Origin of the sequence: Candidatus Proelusimicrobium excrementi, from assembly GCF_937881865.1 — a bacterium.
Taxonomy (GTDB): Bacteria; Elusimicrobiota; Elusimicrobia; order Elusimicrobiales; family Elusimicrobiaceae; genus Proelusimicrobium; species Proelusimicrobium excrementi.
In genome coordinates this window covers 1-1,154 of record NZ_CALGEO010000057.1, presented here as the reverse complement: position 1 = coordinate 1,154, position 1,154 = coordinate 1, and the positions used below count along the sequence as shown (strand labels likewise).

At 44.1% G+C, this 1,154-nt stretch carries 1 protein-coding gene; it reads left to right on the top strand.

The window, feature by feature from the left end; all coding sequences use genetic code 11:
- Window positions 1-87 precede the first annotated feature (87 nt).
- Window positions 88-1,134: a [FeFe] hydrogenase H-cluster radical SAM maturase HydE gene (hydE, locus tag ACQY26_RS03005; protein WP_428047612.1), complete on the top strand. Its 1,047-nt coding sequence runs from the start codon at window positions 88-90 to the stop codon at window positions 1,132-1,134.
- Window positions 1,135-1,154 lie beyond the last annotated feature (20 nt).

Genomic DNA, 1,154 nt, shown 5'->3' with positions numbered 1-1,154 from the left:
GAGGCATAAGCCTCTCAACTAACCGCCCCGGCTTCAGTTAAGAAGCCGGGGTTTTCCATGAACGTTATAGAATGATAAAATATATCAATGGATATCATAGAAAAAGCCCTTAAAGACCATTCTTTGAACAAGACGGAGATAACCGAGCTTCTTCGTCTAAAAGACGCCGCCCCTTTATATGCCGCCGCCGACGTAGTGCGTAAAAAATACGTAGGGGACGAGGTTCACCTTAGAGGGCTTATAGAATTTTCCAATATATGCAAACAAAATTGCCTTTACTGCGGTTTAAGAAGGGATAACAAAAAAGTCAAACGTTACCGCCTGAGCGCGGAAGAAATAATCAAACTCGCCGAAAACGCCAAAAATTACGGCTATAAAACGGTGGTTTTGCAATCCGGGGAAGATTCTTTTTATGACGCCGATAAAATGACGTATATCATAAAAAAAATCAAAGCTTTGGATTTGGCTTTGACTTTGAGCCTAGGGGAAAAAACTTTTGAAGAATACCGCATTTACCGCGAAGCCGGCGCGGACAGATATCTTTTGCGTATAGAAACCACGGATAAATCCTTATATGAACGCCTGGACCCGGGCATGAGTTTTGAAAACCGCCTGCGCTGCCTTAAAGATTTAAAAGAACTCGGCTATGAAGTGGGGTCTGGCATAATGGCCGGCCTTCCCGGGCAAAGTGAGGAGAGCATAGCCGAAGATATTTTATTTATGAAAAATCTGCCCGTGCACATGGCCGGGATAGGGCCTTTTATTGCGCATCCCGATACCCCTCTTGGGGAAGAGAAAAAGAATAATTTTGAAATAGCTTTAAGAACTATGGCCGTAACGCGCCTTTTAATGCCCTTGATTAATATCCCTGCCACTACGGCCATGGAAGCTTTGGATAAAGACGGACGTATGAAAGCTTTGCAAAGCGGGGCGAACGTCGTCATGCCAAATGTTACGGAGGGCGAAGCGCGCAAACTTTATATTTTATATCCCGGCAAAATATGCACCGGGGAAACGCCGTCCGTATGCCACGGCTGTATAGAAAATAAAATAAAAGCGGCGGGCAGGAGTATAGGCCTTGGCAAAGGCGTCAGCAAAGCTTATGTATATGATAAGAGTGAGGAAACTTTATGAACTTTTTTTTAATCAGTTTG